Source organism: Streptomyces atriruber (genome assembly GCF_001418325.1).
Classification (GTDB): Bacteria; Actinomycetota; Actinomycetes; order Streptomycetales; family Streptomycetaceae; genus Streptomyces; species Streptomyces atriruber.
Genome location: NZ_LIPN01000674.1, coordinates 1 through 410, shown reverse-complemented (window position 1 = coordinate 410; position 410 = coordinate 1). Strand labels below are relative to the sequence as shown.

Genomic DNA, 410 nt, shown 5'->3' with positions numbered 1-410 from the left:
ACCGACTACGCGCTGCTCCTCGTCTCCCGCTACCGGGAGGAGCTGCGCAGGGTCGAGCGGCCCTACGACGCCATGGTCGCCGCCCTGCGCGGCTGCGGGCCCGCCGTGCTCGCGTCCTCCGGGACCGTCGCCGCCGGACTGCTCTGTCTGCTCGCCGCCGACCTCAACAGCAGCCGGGGCATGGGCCCGCTCGGCACCGTCGGCGTGCTGTGCGCGCTGGTGACGATGATGACGCTGCTGCCCGCCGTGCTCGTACTGCTCGGACGGCGGGTGTTCTGGCCGCTCGTGCCCGCCTTCGGGAGCGCGCCCAAGCAGCGCCGCAGCCTCTTCGCCGCGATGGGCGGCTCCGCGGGACGCAGGCCGCTCACCGTGCTCGCGAGCGGCGCCGTACTGCTCGGCGCGCTGGCCCT

General features: G+C 75.4%; 1 protein-coding gene. It reads left to right on the top strand.

The window, feature by feature from the left end; all coding sequences use genetic code 11:
- Positions 1 to 410 (top strand): MMPL family transporter (locus tag AOK03_RS44780; RefSeq protein ID WP_244177962.1); only part of this gene is annotated, 410 nt, incomplete at both ends.